This is a genomic window from Citrobacter sp. Cpo071 (assembly GCF_030332765.1).
GTDB lineage: Bacteria > Pseudomonadota > Gammaproteobacteria > Enterobacterales > Enterobacteriaceae > Citrobacter > Citrobacter portucalensis.
Genome location: NZ_JAOWHE010000060.1, coordinates 62,091 through 80,397 on the forward strand (window position 1 = coordinate 62,091; position 18,307 = coordinate 80,397).

The 18,307-nt window shown below is 54.0% G+C and carries 15 protein-coding genes; 8 read left to right on the forward strand and 7 right to left on the reverse strand.

Annotated features, from left to right (window positions below):
• Positions 1-31 precede the first annotated feature (31 nt).
• Genes OGY09_RS02195 through tamA form a run of 3 tightly spaced genes read right to left on the reverse strand, consistent with a single transcriptional unit; the run spans position 32 to position 5,885 of the window.
• Positions 32-376, reverse strand: coding sequence for a gamma-glutamylcyclotransferase family protein (locus OGY09_RS02195; RefSeq protein ID WP_003025723.1), 345 nt, complete (start codon positions 374-376; stop codon positions 32-34).
• 2 nt (positions 377-378) lie between these two features.
• Positions 379-4,155, reverse strand: a complete 3,777-nt coding sequence (tamB, locus tag OGY09_RS02200; RefSeq protein WP_032942183.1) for an autotransporter assembly complex protein TamB — start codon at positions 4,153-4,155, stop codon at positions 379-381.
• Positions 4,152-5,885, reverse strand: coding sequence for an autotransporter assembly complex protein TamA (gene tamA / locus OGY09_RS02205; protein ID WP_003025718.1), 1,734 nt, complete (start codon positions 5,883-5,885; stop codon positions 4,152-4,154). The genes tamB and tamA overlap by 4 nt, the downstream gene beginning before the upstream one ends.
• A 212-nt stretch (positions 5,886-6,097) precedes the next feature.
• Here tamA and msrA point away from each other — a divergent pair, with 212 nt between their 5' ends.
• Both msrA and paeA read left to right on the forward strand, forming a co-directional pair.
• Entirely contained in the window at positions 6,098-6,736 is a 639-nt protein-coding gene (gene msrA, locus OGY09_RS02210) for a peptide-methionine (S)-S-oxide reductase MsrA (RefSeq protein WP_032942182.1), read from the forward strand.
• 272 nt (positions 6,737-7,008) lie between these two features.
• Complete coding sequence (gene paeA / locus OGY09_RS02215; RefSeq protein WP_003830418.1) at positions 7,009-8,349, forward strand: polyamine export protein PaeA; 1,341 nt, start codon at positions 7,009-7,011, stop codon at positions 8,347-8,349.
• A 66-nt stretch (positions 8,350-8,415) separates the two neighbouring features.
• Here paeA and OGY09_RS02220 read toward each other — a convergent pair whose 3' ends face one another.
• On the reverse strand, positions 8,416-8,622 hold the full coding sequence (locus OGY09_RS02220; RefSeq protein WP_003025710.1) for a DUF1107 domain-containing protein: 207 nt from the start codon (positions 8,620-8,622) through the stop codon (positions 8,416-8,418).
• A 328-nt stretch (positions 8,623-8,950) separates the two neighbouring features.
• Here OGY09_RS02220 and OGY09_RS02225 point away from each other — a divergent pair, with 328 nt between their 5' ends.
• The gene (locus tag OGY09_RS02225) at positions 8,951-9,508 is read left to right on the forward strand and encodes a YtfJ family protein (RefSeq protein WP_008786027.1); all 558 of its coding nucleotides are present in this window, start codon (positions 8,951-8,953) and stop codon (positions 9,506-9,508) included.
• Here OGY09_RS02225 and cysQ read toward each other — a convergent pair.
• Entirely contained in the window at positions 9,498-10,238 is a 741-nt protein-coding gene (gene cysQ / locus OGY09_RS02230) for a 3'(2'),5'-bisphosphate nucleotidase CysQ (protein ID WP_008786026.1), read from the reverse strand. The two genes, OGY09_RS02225 and cysQ, sit on opposite strands and share 11 nt — an antisense overlap.
• 188 nt (positions 10,239-10,426) lie before the next feature.
• Here cysQ and cpdB point away from each other — a divergent pair, with 188 nt between their 5' ends.
• A complete protein-coding gene (gene cpdB, locus OGY09_RS02235; RefSeq protein ID WP_122973767.1) occupies positions 10,427-12,370 on the forward strand; it encodes a 2',3'-cyclic-nucleotide 2'-phosphodiesterase in 1,944 nt (647 codons plus the stop codon).
• Positions 12,371-12,417: 47 nt separating this feature from the next.
• Here the strand turns inward: cpdB and OGY09_RS02240 are convergent, their stop codons facing one another.
• On the reverse strand, positions 12,418-12,798 hold the full coding sequence (locus OGY09_RS02240; RefSeq protein ID WP_032934267.1) for a winged helix-turn-helix transcriptional regulator: 381 nt from the start codon (positions 12,796-12,798) through the stop codon (positions 12,418-12,420).
• Between the two features lie 90 nt (positions 12,799-12,888).
• Between OGY09_RS02240 and OGY09_RS02245 the strand changes: the two genes are divergently transcribed.
• The 3 genes from OGY09_RS02245 (at position 12,889) to OGY09_RS02255 (ending at position 15,685) form a co-directional block, all read left to right on the forward strand.
• Positions 12,889-13,737: an SDR family oxidoreductase gene (locus OGY09_RS02245; protein ID WP_032942180.1), complete on the forward strand. Its 849-nt coding sequence runs from the start codon at positions 12,889-12,891 to the stop codon at positions 13,735-13,737.
• A gap of 81 nt (positions 13,738-13,818) precedes the next feature.
• Entirely contained in the window at positions 13,819-14,643 is an 825-nt protein-coding gene (locus tag OGY09_RS02250; protein ID WP_032944272.1) for an AraC family transcriptional regulator, read from the forward strand.
• Between the two features lie 76 nt (positions 14,644-14,719).
• Positions 14,720-15,685 (forward strand): DMT family transporter, encoded by a 966-nt coding sequence (locus OGY09_RS02255; RefSeq protein ID WP_020996260.1) that lies wholly within the window; start codon positions 14,720-14,722, stop codon positions 15,683-15,685.
• Between the two features lie 68 nt (positions 15,686-15,753).
• Here the strand turns inward: OGY09_RS02255 and OGY09_RS02260 are convergent, their stop codons facing one another.
• Complete coding sequence (locus tag OGY09_RS02260) at positions 15,754-17,325, reverse strand: methyl-accepting chemotaxis protein (RefSeq protein WP_032942179.1); 1,572 nt, start codon at positions 17,323-17,325, stop codon at positions 15,754-15,756.
• Positions 17,326-17,569: 244 nt separating this feature from the next.
• Between OGY09_RS02260 and ytfE the strand changes: the two genes are divergently transcribed.
• Positions 17,570-18,232, forward strand: coding sequence for an iron-sulfur cluster repair protein YtfE (ytfE, locus tag OGY09_RS02265; protein ID WP_003025690.1), 663 nt, complete (start codon positions 17,570-17,572; stop codon positions 18,230-18,232).
• Positions 18,233-18,307: the final 75 nt, after the last annotated feature.

Sequence of the window (18,307 nt, forward strand, 5' to 3'; positions counted from 1 at the left end):
AACAACGCCACCCGAAGGTGGCGTGTTCATATCAGTACTGGTCTCTGTCTAACCAGTTACCGCTTTCAATCAGCGTTAAGCCATCAACCGGACGTTGGTACACGTACATCCATGCACTTCCGTACGGCGTTTGAATTAACTGGCGTGCGTATTCACCGCCACGGGTACGCAGAGCGTCAAGCTCTGCCAGCGTGGCGTTATCAATACGATAAACTTCCCCGTGTACTGTTCCATTTCCCGGAACCGCGCCTGGATAGTGGCCCAGGCTGTACAACTGGTAGTTATCGATACTGAAATTTCCCAGCAACAGGGCATTGGTCATCCAGTGGCTGTTGCCTTGTTTGGTTCGTAAACTGCCGTAGACAAATATTCGCATTGCTAAAACTCAAACTGATAGAGCAAATCAAGTGCCTGATCTACGCCAGACACTGCTTCCAGATATAGCTTAGGCATCAGACGATAACGTAGCGTGAGTGTCGCTAAGGAGTCAAATATACCCACACCATATTTCACCTGCAGACCTGGCAGTACGTATCCGCTGACAACCACCTGAGATGAGTCGCCCACCCCTTGCGTGTCCAGTGCCAGATTGCTTACGCCAAATGTCTCCCCGATTTTACCCACAACCTGACCACTTTGTGCAACCCCCAGACCAATAAGCATTGAAGTCATCGCTGCGCTATCGCTCTGTTCGCTATCCAGCCCTTGTCCACGTAGCAGGTAGGAAAGCGCCATTTGCTGCGACATTGCCGGGTCGGAGAAGATCTCCGCCTTCGGTTCATCGGCGGTACCGGTGACGCGAACGCCAGCGATCACGTCGTCTTCGGTGGCATCTGGGTTACGAATCGCTTCGATGTTGAGCAACGGCTGATCCGGCGGACCGGAGAACAACAGCTCGCCCTTACGCACAATCAGATCCTGACCATAGGCGTGGAAGCGACCGCTCGGAATATTAATTTGCCCGTTAAGCCCCAGACCTTGCTTATCCTGCACCACTTTCAGATCGCCCGTCAGACGCGCTTTCAGACCAAAGGCGTCAAGACGCACGTTGTTACCGACGTGGATATTCAGGTTGCTGTTGATCGGAATGCCGGCGGTCTGCGGTTTCTCGGGCTGCAGGTTGTTGTTAAGCATGACCATATCGCTGGAAACCCCAACCGCACTTTCCGGCAGGTCATGTACCACGATACGCGCCCACGGCACATCCACGTTACCATCGAGAGTAAACAGGCTCGGCGTGGCTTCAAAGACCACGTCAGGCGATACGTCGAGGCGGACCATCGGCGGTACGGTAATACGTACCCTGCTGCCTTTAGCCGCGACACGCGCCCGCCAGTTGTCTATCTGACTCCAGTCGGCATCGCCGCTCAGGTTAATTTCTCCCTGCTGCGTACGCACCACGCCCGCCAGCGTTGAGCGTGTTCCATTGAAGTTAACGGCTAACTGGCTTGGCTGCATGTCAAACGGCATGAAGTTACCGTCGATATCCAGACCACTCAGTTGCAGCTGTCCGAGCAACTGCGGGCTTTGCACATCGCCGCCCAGCCGCAGGTTGGCGTTGATCATCCCTGCCGCTTTTTCACCGCGCGAGAAGATGGGGTTCACCATCGCCAGATTGAAGTTGCGAATATTGACGTTACCGCCCAGATTACGACGCCCTTGCGGGTCCGTTACCTGCACCTGACCGTCAAACTGCCCGTTGTTGGTCAGACGAATCAGCCAGCCCAACTCGGCACGGTTGTTGTGCAGGTCGGCGGTCAGATTCAGCGTTTCAAACGCCACGGGGAGCGGGGCATCATTCACGCTTTGCGTGACCTTGACGTTACGTCCGCTCAGGGTGACCTGCCCCTGTGGCAGCCCCTCTTTGGTGGTGTCCCAGCTCACATCAGCTTTGCCAGTGAACACACCGCTGGCCTGGGTTGTCTCCGGCATAAACGGTTTTAGCATCGCCAGGTCGAAGCGGTTAAGATTCACCACCGCGCGACCTTCTGCACCGGCATCAATGGTTTGTGGTACGCACAGCTCCGCATTCGGGTTGTTCCAGCAGTGCGGTCCGATACTAATTTTCTGTTCCTGATTACGATAATCCAGCGCGATAGCCCGGTTGAGCGACCACGGACCGACCGGCGTCTGGAAGCGGGTATTGCTTAACTCCCCTTTCCAGCGCTGTTCTTTGCGATCAAAGCTCCCGGCAAGATCCAGTTGCCCTGAAACCGGCTCACCCTGAATGCGTAACTGCAGTTCATGCTGCTTTTCACTGCCTTTGGCGTTGAGCGTCACCAGACCAATATTCACGTCAGGTTGTACAATTCGCTCTACACGAACGTTGAGATTACCGGCGATTTGCTCGGCCGATTTCACATCGCCTTCGACGCGCACCTGAGCAACGGAAAGTTCCTGCCAGCGCAGACCACGGGCGGTAATATCCGCCAGCAGCTGCGGCGCTTCAACCGTACCGCGAACTTTTACCAGCCCTTTCGCCGTCCCGCCTAATCCCGGCAGCGCGTTATCCAGGCTTGGGGCATCAATCGTCGCGTCGAGGTTGAGGTCTTTAACCCCCAGTTCGCCTTTTACGTCCGCACTGTTGCGTCCCAGTTCCAGATGCAGGCCCGGAATCGTCCACTGCAGGTAGCTGTTCCCCTTCAGCGAACCGTTCACATTGACCTTGTTCTGCTTCACGTTGCCGGTCAGCTTCAGCTCCGGAACCTCCATCTGCCAGCTTCCGCCGTACAGACTGCCGCGCGTTTTCACCAGGCCATTCAGTTTTGACGGCCAGTCCGGGATCGCTTTCGCGGTATTGATACCATCCAGCGTTAGCTCCCCGCGCCAGCTGATCGCCTGCTGCCAGTCCACCAGCGCTTTCAGCTCGGTTTTCCCTTCCAGCGCCGCAACGCTGAGTTTGTCGAGATTAATCTGCTGCTCGTTGCCTTTGGCGTCCAGCGTGATAGTAGCCGGAGGAATATCCTGACCTTTCACGGCGGTACGCATCGACAGCGTATAGTCGGTCATCTTGCCGGTCAGTTTGAGCTTGATGTCATCGGCCTGGAACTGTTTCTCACCGGTAAACGGCCAGTAAACCTGCTTACTTACCACCTCAATGTTGAGCGGCAATCCGGCTTCTGCCAGGCGCATCTGTGCACGCAGGTCCATATCTACCGGACCAGACAGATTGACGCCGACTTCCAGCTGTTCGCGCAGCGCGCCGCCAACCTTCAGCTTCACCTTTTCGCCTTTTAATGGATCGACGTTCAGCGTGCTGTTGAGGGTAATATCCACCGGCCATGTGTTGGTGAGCTGCGCCGTACCGCTGGCTTTTACCGTTCCCTGATTCGAGTCGATATCCAGCGCGTCGAGCTTCATGTTGCCGTCAATGCTGCTCACTTTCAGCAGCATACTATGTACTGTTAAATCCGTATCCCCGGTCACGCGCAGCTGCTCGCCGCGAAACTCTTCAATATTGAGATTGAGCGGCAGATGGACATCTGTCATTTCCGGCAGTACCGGCTTTGAGAACAGATCTTTTAGCGTTTCACCGAGCGGCTTTTCATCCGGCTGCGGGTTTTGAATCTTCGGTTCGACAACCTCTTCCTGTGCCACTTCCGCCACTTTAGGCAGAGCAATCAGCAGCCCCTGTAATGACGTTGGCTTCAGCGTCAGCGTTTTTTCCTGCCAGTTCAGGCCGGAGGTAAAATCCAGCACTGAAACCGTGGTGTCATCGATTTTGATATTGATGTTGTTCAGCGCCACGCGCGAAAGCGTGATGGGGTAAGGCGTGGAAAGATTAAGCGGACCGCTCTCTTCTTCCTCAACCGGCGCGGATGGCGGCATCTTTTTGCTGTCGATCGCCACGTTGATGTTTTTCAGCGCCAGATCGTTGACGCACAGGCTGCTGTCCCACAGACAGTTAAGCCCCACGGCCAAATGCACTTCACCAGCATTCACCGCCACGCCAGGCTGGTCGTAGCGAATATTTTTCAGTGATAGATCCCGCCAGCCGCCGGTGACCTGACCAATTTCCAGACCTGGAACCCACCGATTAGCTGCTTTGAAGATCAGATGCAGGCCCGAGGTGGTACCGACGAGGAACGTCACCGTGCCTAACAACAGCAGGATAAAAACCAGCACGCCGAGGCTTATCTTCTTCCATAAACTCATAATTCAGGCCCCAGACCGATGTAAAACTGTAAACCATGTTCATCTTTGTCGCCGACCGGGACGGCAAAGTCGAGCTTGATAGGTCCAACCGGCGATTGCCAGCGTACGCCGACCCCGGCACCGGTTTTGAAATCGCTTCGGCGAATGTCGCTGACCGCTTCGCCGCTATCGACAAACATCGCTCCCCACCATTTACCGGTCACGTTGTACTGGTATTCCAGCGAGCCAGTTGCCAGCTTGGAGGCCCCTTTCAGCTTGCCGTCGCTGCCTTCCGGCGAAATAGATTTGTATTTGTAGCCGCGAATACTGCGATCGCCCCCGGCAAAGAAACGCAGGTCCGGCGGCACTTTGTCGAAGTCTCCGGTTTCAATCCAGCCGAGATTACCGCGCATCACAAAGCGATGCCTGTCGTACAGCGTGCGGATCCAGACGTTTTGCGCCTGGAAAACGGAGAAATCAACATCTGAACCCCAGGCCGTGTTCGAGTAATCAATAGAGTAGCGCTGGGAATCGCCCCAGACAGGCATCAGGCCGCCGCGTGAACGCGTCCGGCTGATCATCACGCCCGGATAGAGCAGCATAGTGGTGTTGGTGACATTACCCTGGGTAAAGTGGTCGAGGCTCCAGCGCAGGTTAATCGCGCGCTGCCAGCCGCTGGAGAGGTCCCAGTAACGGGAAACCGCAAGCGTTGTGGAATCCTGCTCGGTGTCGTTTAAATCGGTACGCTTAAAGCCGCCCTGTACCAGGTAATACTGCTCCAGCGGGTTCTTTAACAGCGGCATTTTATAGCTGAAATCAAGCACCTGCTCTGGCGCCGAGATACTGGCGCTGGTCGTCAGGCTGTGCCCGTAGGAGTTCATCCACGGCTTTTTCCACGAGGTCTTCACCCGTGGCCCGACGTCAGTTGAATAACCGACCCCGGTTTCGATGGTGTTTTCGGTTCGCGGTGAGACCACGCCTTTCAGGGGTAGCACCTTGGTTTTGCGGGCTTTATCAAACTCCGGTGCGACGACCACGGAATTAAACCATCCGGTCGCCGACAGACGACGGTTCAGTTCGCCCAGATCTTTCGACTCGTACTCTTCACCTTCTTTAAAGGGCACCAGATTTTGCAGATACTCATCGCGAATTTGCGAGCCTTCAAAGGTGACATGCCCAAAGCGATAGCGTTCGCCGCTGTTGTAATCGATATCCCAGAACGCCTGGCGCCGCTCAAGCGCTATCCCGAGCTGGCTTTTATTAAATTCACTATCGAAGTAGCCTTTGCGCAGCGCCACGCTGGTGAGTGACTTTTTGAAGTTGTCATAGTCCCCCTGATTCAGCACGGTACCGATTGCCGGGCGTGTTTTCAGCAGATCCAGATAATCTTTATCCGTACGCGCGCCACCGCGCAAAATCACCTCAGTGCCACCAATCAGCACCGGCTCGCCGGGGGTCACTTTGGCAATCAGCACCTGGCGGCCTTTTGCCGGCGGTGGACGCAGTTCAAAATCAATGGTCGGCTCAAAGTAGCCCAGCGCTTTTAGCCCTTCGCGGATGGCATCATCAACGCGCGCACGAAAGCGTCGGTCTGGAGTGACTTCATCACTTTGAATCGTGGACAGTTGCGCACGGACGTTTTTCTCCAGCGGTCCTGATAATCCTTCGACCTGTAAGCGAACATTCGCGGCGGCGGCGGAGCCACTTAAGCACAGTAATCCCACCCAACATAACTGACGGATATGTGGCACATTTTCTCCTGAATATCCTTTTTTCCCACCCCTGGAAAAAAATACTATGCCGTTCCTCGGCTTAACAAAAAATCAACAATAAGAGTTGAAAAACAGACGACAACCCAAATATTTCTTATGTTTAACTCTAGACGTATTCACGCCGTTTATTGTGGGCAAAGACGCGTCTCGTTACAACCTTAACCCAAATGACTGATTTCGGGAGAACGGCCATGAGTTTATTTGATAGAAAGCATCTTGTTACTCAAGCAGATGCGCTACCTGGACGCAACACCCCGATGCCAGTGGCAACGCTGCATGCGGTTAACCAACATTCGATGACCAACGTGCCCGACGGTATGGAGATAGCTTATTTCGCCATGGGATGCTTCTGGGGCGTTGAACGTTTATTCTGGTCATTACCCGGGGTATACAGCACGGCAGCCGGGTACACCGGCGGCTACACCCCAAACCCAACCTATCGTGAAGTGTGTTCTGGCGATACCGGGCATGCCGAAGCGGTACGCATCGTCTATGACCCGCATGTTATCAGCTACGAACAACTGCTGCAGGTGTTCTGGGAAAATCACGACCCGGCTCAAGGCATGCGTCAGGGGAACGACCAGGGCACGCAGTATCGCTCCGCCATTTACCCGTTAACGCCGGAACAAAGCGCCGCCGCACAGGCCAGCCTTGAGCGTTTTCAGGCAGCAATGACCGCCGCAGGCGACGAGCGCACCATTACCACGGAAATCACTACGGCAACCCCGTTCTATTATGCCGAGGACGATCACCAGCAGTATCTGCACAAAAATCCTTATGGATATTGTGGCATTGGTGGTATTGGTGTTTGCCTGCCGCCACAAGGATAATTTCCCCCTCTGGCGACTTTACAGTGCCTTACGCTATACTAGCTTCTGAATTTACCGGCTCACTTCCACGAGCCGGTTTTCAATGAATATTCCATTGGATTTATACTCTAAGGATTTCGAGTTGCAGGCAGGCGGCAAACTCGTGAATCCCCAGGAGCATAGAAAACTATGTGACTGTGGTGAATGAGTGCAGCTAACGCACCTACAGCTTGAAAGACGACGAGTATCAACTTCTCCCTTCCGAGGATCTGACCCGAACGGTCGGATAAGATATGTTAAACAGTATTTTAGTCATTCTCTGCCTGATCGCCGTGAGTGCGTTTTTCTCGATATCTGAGATCTCGCTTGCTGCATCACGCAAAATAAAACTTAAACTGCTTGCCGATGAAGGCAACGTAAACGCACAACGTGTTTTGAAGATGCAGGAAAACCCCGGCATGTTTTTTACCGTCGTGCAAATTGGCCTTAACGCGGTCGCCATTCTCGGCGGTATCGTCGGTGATGCAGCATTCTCCCCAGCGTTTTACAGCCTTTTCTCGAAGTACTTCACTCCAGAGCTGTCCGAACAGTTAAGCTTTATTCTGTCGTTCTCGCTGGTTACTGGCCTGTTCATCCTGTTCGCGGATTTAACCCCGAAACGCATCGGTATGATTGCGCCAGAAGCTGTGGCTTTGCGTATCATCAACCCGATGCGCTTCTGCCTGCTGGTCTTCCGCCCGCTGGTGTGGTTCTTTAACGGTCTGGCAAACAACATTTTCCGTCTGTTTAAGATCCCAATGGTGCGTAAAGACGACATCACCTCGGACGACATTTACGCCGTGGTCGAAGCGGGTGCGCTGGCGGGTGTTCTGCGCAAGCAGGAGCATGAGCTGATTGAAAATGTGTTCGAACTGGAATCCCGTACCGTCCCGTCTTCAATGACCTCGCGCGAGAATATTATCTGGTTCGATCTCCATGAAGATGAGCAAAGCCTGAAGAACAAGGTGGCGGAACATCCGCACTCCAAATTCCTGGTGTGTAACGAAGATATCGACCACATCATTGGTTATGTTGATTCAAAGGATCTCCTCAACCGCGTACTGGCAAACCAAAGCATGGCGCTGAACAGCGGCGTACAGATCCGCAATACGCTGATCGTCCCGGACACGCTGACGCTCTCTGAAGCGCTGGAAAGCTTCAAAACCGCAGGCGAAGACTTTGCCGTCATCATGAACGAGTACGCGCTGGTGGTGGGGATTATCACCCTCAACGACGTTATGACGACGCTGATGGGCGATCTGGTAGGTCAGGGTCTGGAAGAGCAGATTGTGGCACGTGATGAAAACTCATGGTTAGTCGACGGCGGTACGCCGATTGATGACGTGATGCGCGTGCTGGATATCGACGAGTTCCCGCAGTCCGGCAACTATGAAACCATCGGCGGCTTTATGATGTTCATGCTGCGTAAAATCCCGAAACGCACCGACTCGGTGAAGTATTCAGGTTACAAATTTGAAGTGGTGGATATCGATAACTACAAGATCGATCAGCTGCTGGTGACGCGTCTGGACAGTAAACCTACCGTTCTGGTACCAAAACTGCCAGATGCAAAAGAAGAGGCAAAGGCGTCTTAACGCCTTATAGAAACATCAACGGCTCCCATCAGGAGCCGTTTTTTTAACTACTGCATAGCACTTTGATCAAGCCATCTCAGTTTGCAGACGCAAGACCTGACGGTTAACTTCGGACATCACGGAAAAATGCAGTTTGTCCTTCACTTTTGGGATAAGAATCTTACCCTTATCAAATTCAAAAGCGCCTACATCCTTGATATATAACCGTCCACGAAACAGGATCTTCACGTACTTCGCCACCTGCAGCGGGTTGTATCGTTGGAAAATTTTCATTGTTGTCTCCTGCTGAGCATTACGCCTTTGCGGTACCACAATCGGTCCGACAATCCTCAGGCGCAAATTTTAATGCCCTATGACTATAGACTATCTCGTTGATGTTTCCAGCGTGTATAAGTTTATTTACCTTCAAGTTACAATTATTCAGAATTATCTTTTCAACGCTTCGCTGTCTTCAGTATAAGCCTTCATTTTTCGCAGGATTTGTGCGCCCGTCCGCAAACTGGCATCGCGCTTGCGGGAAAAAGCATCATTCGCACATATGATTAAATTCCAGACCCAAGTGGTCGGATCACCTGCAAAATAAAAGAAAGAAGGAAAACCTATGACCTTACGAAATCTGCTGGCGCTGTCGTGCCTGCTACTGCCGATGATTGCCTCCGCACATAAGTTTGAGACTGACCAGCGCGTACCGCCGGTGGGGATCGCCGATCGCGGCGAACTGATTCTCGATAACGATAAGTTTAGCTACAAAAGCTGGAATAGCGCGCAGTTGCCAGGCAAAGTGCGAATTGTGCAACACATTGCCGGACGCACCTCCGCCAAAGAGAAAAATGCGACGCTGATCGAGGCAATCAAAGCCGCCAACCTGCCGCACGACAAATACCAGACCACCACTATCGTCAACACGGATGACGCCATTCCCGGCTCCGGTATGTTTGTGCGCAGCAGTCTGGAGAGCAATAAGAAGCTCTACCCGTGGTCGCAATTCATTGTCGACAGCAATGGCATTGCGCGTAAAGCCTGGCAACTGGATGAAGAGAGCTCCGCTATCGTCGTACTCGACAAGGACGGACGCGTGCAGTGGGCAAAAGATGGCGCATTAACACAGGAAGAGGTGCAGCAGGTAATTGCCCTGCTGCACAAATTACTCAGTAAATAGAGACGCGGAAGCCGGGGTTGAGGAACGATTCACGTGGGGTGTAATCCAGAGGTTTCCCCTGCCAGTCGTGAACGTGCGCTCCGGCTGCGGCGGCAACGGCATGGCCAGCGGCGGTGTCCCACACGTTGGTTGGCCCAAAACGCGGATACAGCTGTGCGTGCCCTTCCGCCACCAGGCAGAACTTCAGCGATGAGCCAATCGACGTGGTCTGGTGCTCGCCCAACTGTTGCAGATATTCTTTTAACTCATTGTCGGCATGCGAGCGGCTAATGACCACCAGCGGCGGACGCGCGTCACGAACCTGAATTTGTTTGCGTACGCCGCACTCTTCTTTCCACGCTTTACCTTCTGCTGCGCTGTACATCACTTTCATTACCGGCGCGTAAACCACGCCCAGAACCGGCTTTCCTTTCTCGATCAGCGCAATATTGACGGTAAATTCACCGTTACGCTTAATGAACTCTTTGGTCCCGTCCAGCGGGTCCACCAGCCAGTAGCGCTGCCAATGCTGGCGAACATCCCAGCCAGGAGGCGCCTCTTCAGACAGAACCGGAATATCCGGCGTCAGCGCCAGTAATCCTTCGAGGATCACCGTATGTGCGGCGATATCTGCCGCCGTGACCGGAGAATCATCCTGCTTGCTGGTAATCTCCATCGGTTTGATTCCATCGTAGACCTGCATAATGGCATCGCCCGCGTTCCGTGCAAGCTGGCATACATGTTCTAGCATTCTCCACCTCGTTTCTGTCAGTGGTGTTAACTCGTTGTTTTACTTATACCCGATCGTCAGGGGATCCGCCAACTGTGATAGCGTCTGCGGTTTTAAACGCTATATTCATGTCATGATTCACAGTTCTGTAAGCAAGAAGATTTATATACATTTTCTTTTGTGGCTTAGATCTTAAAAGGATGCCCCTGATGATTAAGTTTAGTGCAACGCTTCTGGCAACGCTGATTGCAGCCAGCGTCAATGCCGCGACCGTCGATCTGCGTATAATGGAAACCACTGATTTGCATAGCAATATGATGGATTTCGATTATTACAAAGATACACCGACTGAAAAATTCGGTCTGGTACGTACGGCAAGTTTGATCAACGCTGCGCGTGGTGAAGTCAAAAACAGCGTGCTGGTTGATAATGGCGATCTGATTCAGGGTAGCCCGCTCGGGGATTACATGGCGGCCAAGGGGCTGAAAGCGGGCGAAACTCACCCGGTATATAAGGCGCTGAATACCCTGGATTACGCGGTGGGTAACCTCGGCAACCATGAATTCAACTACGGTCTGGAGTATCTGCACAACGCGCTAGCCGGAGCGAAGTTCCCTTACGTTAACGCCAATATCATCGACGTGAAGACCAAAAAGCCGCTGTTTACGCCTTACTTGATCAAAGACACTGAAGTGGTCGACAAGGAAGGGAACAAGCAGACGCTGAAGATTGGCTATATCGGCTTTGTGCCACCGCAGATTATGACCTGGGATAAAGCCAACCTCAGCGGCAAAGTCACGGTGAACGACATTACGGAAACTGCACGCAAATACGTTCCGGAAATGAGAGAAAAAGGCGCCGATGTCGTGGTGGTGGTTGCTCACTCCGGCCTTTCTGCCGACCCATATCAAACGATGGCGGAAAACTCCGTTTATTACCTCAGCGAAGTACCGGGCGTGGATGCCATTATGTTTGGTCACGCTCACGCCGTCTTCCCGGGTAAAGACTTTGCCAATATTAAAGGCGCAGATATCACAAAAGGTACGCTGAATGGGGTTCCTGCTGTGATGCCGGGTATGTGGGGCGATCACCTGGGCGTGGTGGATTTAGTGCTGAATAACGACAGCGGTAAATGGCAGGTCACTCAGGCGAAAGCCGAGGCGCGCCCGATCTATGACGCCGCAGCCAAAAAATCACTGGCAGCAGAAGACAAAAAAATCGTTGAGATCCTGAAAGCCGATCACGACGCCACGCGTGAGTTTGTCAGTAAACCGATCGGTAAATCCGCCGACAACATGTACAGCTATCTGGCGCTGGTACAGGATGACCCGACCGTACAGGTGGTGAACAACGCGCAGAAAGCCTATGTGGAACACTTTATTCAGGGCGATCCGGATCTGGCAAAACTGCCGGTACTTTCCGCCGCCGCGCCGTTTAAGGTCGGTGGACGCAAGAACGATCCGGCAAGCTTCGTAGAAGTCGAAAAAGGCCAGTTAACCTTCCGTAACGCCGCTGATTTGTATCTCTATCCCAACACTCTGGTGGTGGTGAAAGCCAGCGGTAAAGAGGTGAAAGAGTGGCTGGAATGTTCCGCCGGGCAGTTCAATCAGATTGATATCCACAGCAGCAAACCACAGTCGTTGATTAACTGGGATGGCTTCCGTACCTATAATTTCGACGTGATTGACGGCGTGAATTATCAGATTGATGTTTCACAACCTGCTCGCTACGACGGTGAATGTCAGACCATTAACCCGAAAGCGGAACGTATTAAAAATCTGACCTTTAACGGCAAACCAATCGATCCGAATGCCACCTTCCTCGTCGCGACCAACAACTACCGCGCCTACGGCGGTAAGTTTGCCGGAACCGGCGACAGCCACATCGCGTTTGCTTCTCCGGATGAAAACCGCTCGGTGCTGGCCGCATGGATTGGTGCTGAGACGAAGCGTGGCGGTGAAATTCACCCGGCGGCAGATAACAACTGGCGTCTGGCGCCAATTCATAGCGACACACCACTGGATATTCGCTTTGAAACATCACCGTCTGATAAAGCCGCGGCATTTATTAAAGAGAAAGGCCAGTATCCGCTGAAGAAAGTCGCGACCGATGACATCGGTTTCGCTATTTATCAGCTGGATTTAAGTAAGTAATTTTCGTACCGGATGCGGCGCAATAGCGTCTTATCCGGCCTACAAAACTACGCAGCCCGTTCGTCCCGCTGCGCTAAAACCTGCGGCAAATTCAGTTCTATCCAGTCCGCCAGCGCGGCGACTTTATCGCTCACCTGCTCACCCAACGGCGTCAGGCTATACTCCACGTGCGGCGGCACCACCGGATACGACACCCGATTGATAAACCCGTCATGCTCTAACGCTTGCAGGGATTGCGCCAGCATCTTTTCACTGACCCCGCCCATCTTACGGCGCAAATCACTGAAACGGTGCGTACCGTCGCGCAGCGCCACCAGAATCAACACGCCCCAGCGGCTGGTGACGTGTTTTAACACCTCACGGGAGGGACACTGTTCGGCAAACAAGTTGCCATCGCGTAACTGCTGAGAGAGCGTCGAAGCTGTCATTTTCATACTAACCTTTTTGTGCGTACTTACTAAAAGTAAGTTTAGGTGTTAGCGTGATTAAACACAAGACCAATACCAAGGAGTCACCCCATGATCGCAATTACCGGCGCCACCGGCCAACTGGGCCAACACGTTATTGAATCTCTGCTGAAAACCGTTCCTGCCAGCCAGATTGTGGCAATTGTGCGTAATCCCGCTAAAGCGACGGCGCTTAGCCAGCAGGGCATTACCGTTCGTCAGGCGGATTACAGCGATGAAGCCGCCTTTACAACTGCCTTACAGGGTATCGACAAGCTACTGCTGATCTCCTCCAGCGAAGTGGGACAACGTGCCCCGCAGCATCGTAACGTGATTAACGCAGCGAAAGCCGCGCACGTGAAATTCATCGCCTACACCAGCCTGCTGCACGCCGACACCTCCCCGCTGGGGCTGGCTGATGAGCATGTGGCAACCGAGAAGATGCTGGCTGAATCCGGTATCGCCTACGCGCTGCTGCGTAACGGCTGGTACACCGAAAACTATCTCGCCAGCGCACCGGCTGCACTGGAACACGGCGTGTTTATCGGGGCTGCAGGTGAAGGCAAAATTGCCTCAGCGACCCGCGCCGACTATGCCGCTGCCGCCGCGCGCGTCATCAGTGAAGACGGTCACGCCGGTAAAACTTATGAACTGGCGGGCGACGCAGGCTGGACCCTGAGCCAATTGGCTGCCGAGCTGGCAAAACAGAGTGGTAAAAAAGTGGAGTATCAGAACCTGAGCGAAGCAGATTTTGCCGCCGCGCTAAAAGGTGTAGGCCTGCCTGCCGGGCTGGCGGACATGCTGGCTGACTCAGACACTGGCGCCTCCAAAGGTGGTCTGTTCGACGACAGCCATACGCTGAGCAAACTGATTGGTCGCCCGACAACCTCGTTGGCTGACAGCGTCAAAGGCATCGTGTAAGTGTTAAAAATTAGTTAATTGTGGTGGCATCCCCGCGCATCCTCTCTGATAATGACAGGATGATGCGTGGGGAGAGAAAACGTGCAAGGTGTACCTGAGCAGTTTATTGATGAGAAAGACAGCGCCCGCTTTCGCCATCTGGCGCAGGTGCCGGGCGTTGAGCTGTATCATGCACACATCTCGCGTTACGCTTTCGAGCCGCACACCCATGAAGCGTTTGGCATTGGCGCGATAGAAGCCGGAGCCGAACGTTTTCGTTATCGCGGCACGCAGTATGTTGCCCCCGCCCATTCCGTCGTCACCATGAATCCCGATGAGCTGCATACCGGCGAAGCCGAAACCGCCGACGGCTGGCGCTATCGGATGATTTACCTTGAACCCGACCTTCTGGAAGAGGTCACCGGGATCCGCCACTGGTGGTTTCATGACGTAACGCGTCACGATCCGCTGCGCTCGCGCCAGATCTGCTCGCTGATCCACGGCCTGTGGAACACGGAGGATCCGCTGGCGCAAAAAGGACTCCTACTCGATCTGATCGACACGTTCCAGCCGCTGGCCCGCCATGCGCCGGTATTGCCGGAGGGGGCGCATCGCTTTGAACGGGTACGCGAGTATCTGCATGATAATTATATGCATCCGGTCACGCTCGACGAGCTGGCGCGGGTTGCATCGCTGAGTCCCTGGCATTTTCAGCGCCAGTTTAAGTCTCATTTCCACGTCACGCCGCACCAGATGCTGATGGCGATCCGGCTGTGGCGAGCCAAAGGTTTTCTCACTTACGGTATGCCCGCCGCAGAGGTCGCCGCCGCAACCGGCCTCACCGACCAGTCGCATCTCACCCGCGCGTTTACCCATCGCTACGGCATTACGCCGGTACGTTATCAGAAACAAGTCGTCCGGCGTTGATCAGCAATCTCATACAATACGGCAGCATTTTTCCTGCCTACACTCGACTTATTGTTAAACGATGTGGATGTCCAAAATGATTAGCGGTGTGTTGTATGCCCTGTTGGCCGGGCTGATGTGGGGATTAATTTTTGTTGGACCGCTGATCGTACCGGAATACCCGGCGGTATTGCAGTCGATGGGGCGTTATCTGGCGCTGGGGCTGATCGCATTGCCGATTGCCTGGCTGGGACGTGCGCGCCTGCGTCAACTCGTGCGGAAAGACTGGGTAACTGCGCTGACGCTAACAATGATGGGGAATCTGATTTATTACGTTTGCCTGGCAAGCGCCATCCAGCGCACCGGCGCACCGGTCTCCACGATGATTATTGGTACATTGCCGGTGGTGATCCCGGTCTTCGCTAACCTACTCTACAGCCAGCGTGACGGCAAATTATCATGGTGGCGTCTGTCGCCTGCGCTGGTATTGATTGGTATAGGACTGCTGTGCGTGAATATCTCGGAGCTGAATCAGGGGTTACCAGACTTTAGTGGCTGGCGTTATGGTTCCGGCATCGCGCTGGCGCTTGTCTCGGTGGTGTGTTGGGCATGGTATGCGCTGCGTAATGCCCGCTGGCTGCGCGAGAATCCGGATAAGCACCCGATGATGTGGGCGACGGCCCAGGCTCTGGTAACGTTGCCCGTTTCTCTGCTCGGTTACATTGCCGCCTGCCTGTGGCTGAACGGGCAAACGCCGGACTTCGCTCTGCCCTTCGGTCCGCGTCCGGGCGTGTTTATCGGTCTGATGATAGCCATTGCGGTATTGTGTTCGTGGGTTGGCGCACTGTGCTGGAACGTCGCCAGCCAAAAATTACCGACGGTGATCCTCGGCCCGCTGATTGTCTTCGAAACGCTGGCCGGTTTGTTGTACACCTTTATTCTGCGTCAGGAATTTCCACCTCTGCTGACGGTTAGCGGTATTGCGCTGCTGATGGTTGGGGTGGTGATAGCAGTCAGAGCCAAGCCGCAGAAACCGAGCATCGTGGTGGTTTCACAATCATAATGTGCCGGATGGCACTGCTTATCCGGCCTACAAGGACTGTACGATCTCATGTAGGCCGGATAAGGCGTTTACGCCGCCATCCGGCGCGACACCTTAAACACCGCTACCGTCTGGTTCAACCGCGCGGCCTGCTCTTCAAGCGCAGCAGCGGCGGAAGCGGATTCTTCTACCAGCGAGGCGTTTTGCTGCGTGACGCGATCCATTTCGGCAACCGCCTGGCCTACCTGATCGATACCCCGACTTTGTTCATCAGAAGCTGAGGCAATCTCCCCCATGATGTCGGTCACGCGGGTCACAGCGCTAACTATTTCCGCCATCGTTTCGCCCGCTTCATGCACCAGCGCCGTACCGGCATTGACCCGATTCCCTGAGTCATCTATCAGCGCTTTGATCTCCTTCGCCGCCTGAGCGCTACGCTGCGCCAGCGTCCGAACCTCGCCTGCGACCACGGCAAATCCGCGCCCCTGCTCGCCCGCACGCGCCGCTTCCACCGCCGCGTTTAGCGCAAGGATATTGGTCTGGAAGGCAATACCGTCGATAACATTGGTAATTTGCGCGATTTTGCTGGAACTGGTGGCGATTTCATCCATCGTACGCACCACACCATCAACCACGGTTCCGCCTTTTTGCGCCGTCTGTGAAGCATTTTTTGCCAGACTGGTCGCCTGACGCGCGTTATCTGCGTTCTGTCTCACGGTTGCGGTAAGTTGTTCCATGCTGGCTGCGGTCTCTTCCAGAGAGGCGGCCTGCTGCTCGGTACGTGAAGAGAGATCGTTACTGCCTGCGGCGATTTCACCCGCACCGGTATAGATGGTATCGGCCCCGTCACGCACCACGCTGACCGTATTCGCCAGCGCCTGCTGCATGTCACGGACGTTACTTGCCAGCAGCGCCATTTCATTGCTGCCATCGGCGCTGATGGGGTGCGTCAGGTCACCGGCGGCAATGTAGCGAATATGTCCCATCACCTCGTGGAGCGGCTTGAGCAGCACTCGCTGCATCGCCAGCCAACTGGCGATAATCACGGTGACGACAATCAGCATCACCGCGGACAGCAGCCAGATTATCTTCTGGTAATCACTCTCATTGTCCTGCACTCCGGCAGCGGCCAGCGCCGTTTGCGCGCTACGCCATTCCCGATAAACGTCCTGCATGGCCGTTTGCTTTTGCTCGGCATTCTGCTTGAACATCTCTTCCAGCTTTCCTTCAGCCAGCAGCGCGTTCATTTTTGCCAGCGTCGCAGAATAGATGCCGTACTGCTCCTCCAGTCGATCGGCCAGATGCTCATCCAGCCCCGGCGTTTCCGGCAGAGCGTAGTATTTATCGTAATGCTCTTTCGATTCGGCCAACAGGCGATTTGCCGTGTTCACCAGTTCCTTCAATTGACCGCCGTTAATCTCGCTGGCCATCGTTCCCTGTAAACGCAGCATGCCCCGGTTGAGCGTGACGCGAGCCTGGTTCAGGCTAATCCACGCATCGGTAAACTCGGCCACGTTCTGGCTGGAAAGTTGAGATACGTTAAAGTTTTGCTTATCGTTATTGAGCGCGCCAATAAAGACGCCCGCGGAGATGAGCTGCATTGCGCCCAGCGCGAGTAACACGGTGATAAGTAAGGTTATCACTTTGATTCGTTTGAACATCTGTAGCCTTTTATTATGCAGGTATTGTCTGAGGTCTAACTATCGGCAGCGGCGTGCGCTTATTTAATCCTGTCGTGCGGCTTTTTTCGCCGTACTTCTCCTTTCCAATAAGATTCAGCATCTTAACGAGATAAGAAATTTTCGTGACGCCCATCACAAAACACCCCACCCCGAAAGGGTTATATCCTTCGCCATAAGTTGCATTTAAAATACATCTTATATTATTGAGAATGAGGTAACAGCAATGTCTTATCGCGATCAACCTTTAGGTGAACTGGCGCTCTCTATTCCTCGCGCTTCGGCCCTGTTTCGTAAATACGATATGGATTACTGCTGCGGCGGTAAGCAAACGCTGGCACGCGCTGCCGCGCGTAAAGAGCTGGATTTAGACGTTATTGAGGCGCAGCTCGCGCAGCTGGCTGAACAGCCGCTGGAGAAAGACTGGCGTACCGTGGCTCTGGCTGAAATCATCGACCATATCATCGTGCGTTATCACGACAGACACCGCGAACAGCTGCCGGAGCTGATCCTGCAGGCCACTAAAGTTGAACGCGTTCACGCAGACAAACCGAACGTACCGCGCGGTCTGGCGAAAAACCTGACCATGCTGCATGAAGAGCTGTCCAGCCACATGATGAAAGAAGAACAGATCCTGTTCCCGATGATCAAACAGGGCATGGGTAGCCAGGCGATGGGGCCAATCAGCGTGATGGAAAGCGAACATGACGATGCGGGTGAACTGGTGGAAGTGATCAAACACATCACCCATAACGTAACGCCGCCACCAGAGGCCTGCACTACCTGGAAAGCCATGTATAACGGCATTAACGAGATGATCGACGACCTGATGGAACACATCAGCCTGGAAAACAATGTGTTGTTCCCGCGTGCCCTCGCAGGTGAATAAAAAAGCCCGGTGGCGCTAGCGCTTACCGGGCCTACAACGACCTCGAACGTAGGCCTGATAAGGCGAAGCCGCATC